The organism is Gemmatimonadaceae bacterium (assembly GCA_036003045.1).
GTDB lineage: Bacteria > Gemmatimonadota > Gemmatimonadetes > Gemmatimonadales > Gemmatimonadaceae > JAQBQB01.
Genome location: DASYSS010000009.1, coordinates 1 through 4100, shown reverse-complemented (window position 1 = coordinate 4100; position 4100 = coordinate 1). Strand labels below are relative to the sequence as shown.

The 4100-nt window shown below is 67.0% G+C and carries 5 protein-coding genes; all 5 read right to left on the bottom strand.

Going from position 1 to position 4100, the window contains the following annotated elements:
* Nucleotides 1-73 precede the first annotated feature (73 nt).
* Complete coding sequence (locus VGQ44_01055) at nucleotides 74-1120, bottom strand: deoxyribonuclease IV (protein HEV8445369.1); 1047 nt, start codon at nucleotides 1118-1120, stop codon at nucleotides 74-76.
* Nucleotides 1092-1295, bottom strand: coding sequence for a hypothetical protein (locus VGQ44_01050; GenBank protein ID HEV8445368.1), 204 nt, complete (start codon nucleotides 1293-1295; stop codon nucleotides 1092-1094). Before VGQ44_01050 ends, VGQ44_01055 begins: the two co-directional genes overlap by 29 nt.
* A gap of 55 nt (nucleotides 1296-1350) precedes the next feature.
* Nucleotides 1351-2553 carry a peptidoglycan DD-metalloendopeptidase family protein gene (locus VGQ44_01045; GenBank protein ID HEV8445367.1) on the bottom strand — a complete coding sequence of 401 codons (1203 nt, stop codon included), beginning with the start codon at nucleotides 2551-2553 and terminating at the stop codon, nucleotides 1351-1353.
* A complete protein-coding gene (locus VGQ44_01040; GenBank protein HEV8445366.1) occupies nucleotides 2550-3398 on the bottom strand; it encodes a permease-like cell division protein FtsX in 849 nt (282 codons plus the stop codon). Before VGQ44_01040 ends, VGQ44_01045 begins: the two co-directional genes overlap by 4 nt.
* On the bottom strand, nucleotides 3398-4100 hold a 703-nt coding region (gene ftsE, locus VGQ44_01035; GenBank protein ID HEV8445365.1), incomplete at its 5' end, for a cell division ATP-binding protein FtsE. The genes ftsE and VGQ44_01040, both read right to left, overlap by 1 nt.

Here is a 4100-nt window from a genome sequence, read left to right as displayed (position 1 = left end):
TATCTACCCGCGCGTCGGGCGGCACGCGTGGATCCGGCCGGCGCGTTGCGAGCGGACTAGCGTCGGCGGCAGGTCAGCGGTCGATGTAGTCGCGCAGGCGCGCGAGCATCCGTGCGTCGGTCGCCGTGGGGTCGGTCCCCTTGGGTGTCTCGATGACTTTCGGGACGCGGGCCAGCCGGCCGTCGTTCATGATGCGGCGGAACGCGTCGTGCCCAAGCGATCCTTCGCCGATCAGCTCGTGGCGGTCTCGCTTCGATGCGCACGGCGTCTTCGAGTCGTTGAGGTGCATGACGCGCAGACGCGCGAGTCCGAGCACGTCGTCGAACCGCCGCCAGACGTCGTCGTACGTCTTTACGAGATCGTAGCCGGCGGAATAGGCGTGGCACGTGTCGATGCACACGGCGAGTCGATCTCGCAATGGCGATGGAATCGCGTCGATGATCGCCGCCAGCTCCTCGAACGTCGCGCCGAGCACCGTGCCGGCGCCCGCCGTCGATTCGAGACAGAGAATCGTGCGGCCCGGCACGCGAGACAACGCTTCGGTGATCGCGGCCGCGTTGCGCTGAATGCCGCTCGCGCGGTCGTCGATGAAGTTGCCGGGATGCGAGACGAGACAATCGATACCGAGCGATTCGCAGCGCGTCAGCTCGCTCACGAACGACTCGATCGATCGCCGACGCAGCACTGGATCCGGACTGGCGAGGTTGATCAGATACGAGTCGTGGGCGATGGTCGCGCCGACGCGCGTTGACCCGAGCGCGTCTCGAAACGCCGTCGATTCCTCGTCGGCGCAGGCGCGCTCGGCCCAGCGGCTGGCCATCTTCGTGAAGATCTGCATCGCCGTGGCGCCGATCGCCCGCGCGCGGCGCGGTGCGTGATGCGTGCCGCCCGCGATCGAAACATGCGCGCCGAGCAGCAGCGCGTCGCTCCACTCGGGGGCGCGCCAGGCCGGGTCGTCGGCGCTATCGCGAACCTGGGCGACGCGGCGGACGCGCGGCTTTTTCGCAATCGCCTTCGGCGCGGATCGCTTCTTCTTGGCGACTCCACGCTTCTTGCCGCCCTTCGCCTTCGCGGCAGACCGCCGGCGACGCTTACCCGTCGAGCTCTTGCGACTTGCCATGGAATGAGCGGCCGCACCGCGGACAATGGATCGGGCCACTCTCGCTCAGCGCATAGTCGTACTCACGTCCGCACGAACACGCGTCCTCGAGCGACTCGTTGCCGCAGCCGATGCAGTAGCGGTCGTCCGGGTCGTAGGCGCGAAAGCGTCCGCAGATCGAGCACCGCTTGGTCATCAACGGCGGCATGCGAGGATTGGGGGGGCCACGCCGAAACGTAGCGGCGCGCGCGCTACCGCTGGTCTCTCAACCAGCTCGCCGGATCCACCGACGCGGGCCGGCCGTCCGCGCCACCGTGCCGAATCTCGAAGTGAAGGTGCGGCGGGAGCTCCGGATCGGAGACGCCGACCTGCCCGATGACCTGTCCCTTGGCCACCGTCTGCTGCGAGCGCACCTCGGCACGGTCCAGCGAGCCGTAGATCGAGTAGTCGCCGCCGCCGTGGTCGATGATGACCGTCAAGCCGTACGTCCCGAGCTGGCCGACGTTCACCACTCGGCCCGGTGCCACGGCCGAGACGCTCGTGCCGACCGGGGCTTTGATGCCGACGCCGTTCCACCGGATCGTCGTGTTGCTCGCCGTCTGCGCTTTGCCAAAGGTGTAGACGAGCGGACCATTCACCGGCCAATCGAGCCGTCCGTAATCGCTCGTGTGAATGGTGCTCGTGCTGATCGCCGCGTTCGGCCGCGCCGTCTCGAGGCGCCGGCGGTCGGCGTCGAGGTTCGCGATGATGTTCGCGAACTGGGCCTCGGTCGCCTTGATGCGGAGCAGGCGATCCTCCGTCTCTCTCGCCTGAACTCTCGTACGCGCCAGCGTCGCACCGCGCTCCTCCTCGAGCGTGCGCAGCTGTGCCTCCTCGTGCGCCTTGTCGCTCCGGTTCACCTCGAGCGCGCTCCGTAGACCGACGAGGCGCGTCTGCTCGTGCGTCACGCGGTCGTGCAACTCTTCGACGCGTTTGACGAGCGCGCGATCGTGTAGCGCGAGCGTGTGGAGATACTTGTAGCGCGCCGCGAGCTCGCCGAACGACCGCGCTGACAACATCGCTTGCGTCGTGAACAGCGGGCCGCGCTTGTAGATCTCGACCAGGCGGGCGTGCAGCGTGCTCCGCTTGGCGTCGAGCTCCTTTTGCGCGCTCGCGACGTTCTTGGTGGCGGCGTCGGTCTCACCGCTGATCGTCGCCAACTGGTCGTCGAGGGCGTGTACGAGGCGGGCGGTGGCGTCGGCGCGCTCGTTCAGATTCGTGACTTCGGCGTCGAGATCGTGGACGCTGCTCTGAAGGTCGGCCGCTTGTTTCTCGAGCTCCTCGCGCTCGCGGCGGATCTTGTCGAGAGTATCGCGCTGGGCGCGGATCCGGTCGCTCTGCGCCGATGCCGCGGCGGGGGCGACACTCAACGCCAGCGCGGCCAGCGCCACCATTACGACATGCCGCGGCTTCATACTTGCCGCAGATGCCGCCCCACCGACACGACGCTTCCGGCAAGCCCCATCACGGCGCCGGAGAGAATCCCGAGCAGCGCGAGATCCCGATCGAAGAACACCGTCTGAAAATGCAGATACTGCCCGAGCATTCGCATCGCGATGTACGTCAGGCCGAGCGCCATCGCCCCGCCCAACACACCCTTCACCGAGCTCTCTATATGGAAGGGGCGGCTGATGTAGCCGTCCGTCGCGCCGACGAGGCGCATGATCGAGATCTCTCGGCTGCGGGCGAGCACCGCCATGCGGATCGTCGCACCGATGATGATCAGCGCCACGGCGGCGAACGCGAGACCAAGCGCGATGCCGGCGACGCCGGCGATGTTCCGCAGCTTGTAGAGTTGTGTGATCCACTCCTCGCCGAAGCGCACGTCGTCGACGAAGTCCATCTCGCGCATTCGATCGGCGACGCGGCGCACCGACGCCGGGTCGCGATTTCCCGGCTTGAGCTTGACGTCGATCGACGCGGGCAGAACGCCGGCCTCGAAGACGTCCTTGAACTCGCCGAGCTCCTTCTTGGCGCGCTCGAGCGCTTCGTCCTGCGAGACGACGTCGACCTTCAGCACCTCGGGGAATTTGGAGATGCGGTCGGCCGCGTCGGCGACGTCCTTGTCGGAGGTGCTGTCGGCGATGAACGCTCGAATCTCGACGCGTTCCTCGATCCGCTGGAGTGCGGCGCGGATGTTCAGCGCCACCAATCCGAACAAACCGAAGGCGAAAAGCGAAAACGCGATGGTCGTGATGCTCAGCGCGCTCAGGAGCGGCGCGCGGCGAAAGGCCGTGAACGCGGTCTGGAACGACGTCATCACTCGACTTCCAGCTCGACTTTCGGCGTTTCGGCCGAATCGAATACGAGCTCGCCGTGATTCAGCTCGATGCAGCGGTAGTCGCTGGATCTCACCAAGTCGAGATCATGCGTCGCCATGATCACGGCGGTGCCGGACGCGTTGATCTCGCGCAGCAGTTGGAAGATTCCGCGGCTCGCGCGGTCGTCGAGGTTGCCGGTGGGCTCGTCGGCAACGAGGACGAAGGGGTCGTTGACCAGCGCGCGAGCGAACGCGACGCGCTGCTGCTCGCCGCCCGACAGTTCTTTGGGATACGCCGTGGCCTTGGACGACAGACCGACTTGCGTCAGCACGCGCGCCACTCGACCCCCGATCGACGCGCGCGGCGCGCCGATCACCTCGAGCGCGAACGCGACGTTGCCCTCAGCCGTCCGGTCCTCGAGCAGCCCAAAGTCCTGGAAGACGATGCCGAGGCGACGGCGAAGCTGGGCGACGTCGCGTCGCTTGATGGCGGTCGAGCTGTAGCCGCTCACCCGGACTTCGCCGGAGGAGGGCCGCTCTTCCATATAGAGGAGCTTGAGGATCGTGCTCTTCCCGGCGCCGCTCGGGCCCGTGAGGAACACGAACTCGCCTTTGGCGATGCGGAAGGTGACGTTTCGCAACGCCGAACTTCCCGCGACGGCACGGGGATAGACCTTCGAGACTCGATCGAAGCGGATCATC

What these genes read in the sequence shown, in the direction of transcription:
- VGQ44_01045 (HEV8445367.1), bottom strand. Translation starts at nt 2,553, where the DNA reads ATGAAGCCGCGGCATGTCGTAATGGTGGCGCTGGCCGCGCTGGCGTTG.
- VGQ44_01050 (HEV8445368.1), bottom strand. Translation starts at nt 1,295, where the DNA reads ATGACCAAGCGGTGCTCGATCTGCGGACGCTTTCGCGCCTACGACCCG.
- VGQ44_01055 (HEV8445369.1), bottom strand. Translation starts at nt 1,120, where the DNA reads ATGGCAAGTCGCAAGAGCTCGACGGGTAAGCGTCGCCGGCGGTCTGCC.
- VGQ44_01040 (HEV8445366.1), bottom strand. Translation starts at nt 3,398, where the DNA reads ATGACGTCGTTCCAGACCGCGTTCACGGCCTTTCGCCGCGCGCCGCTC.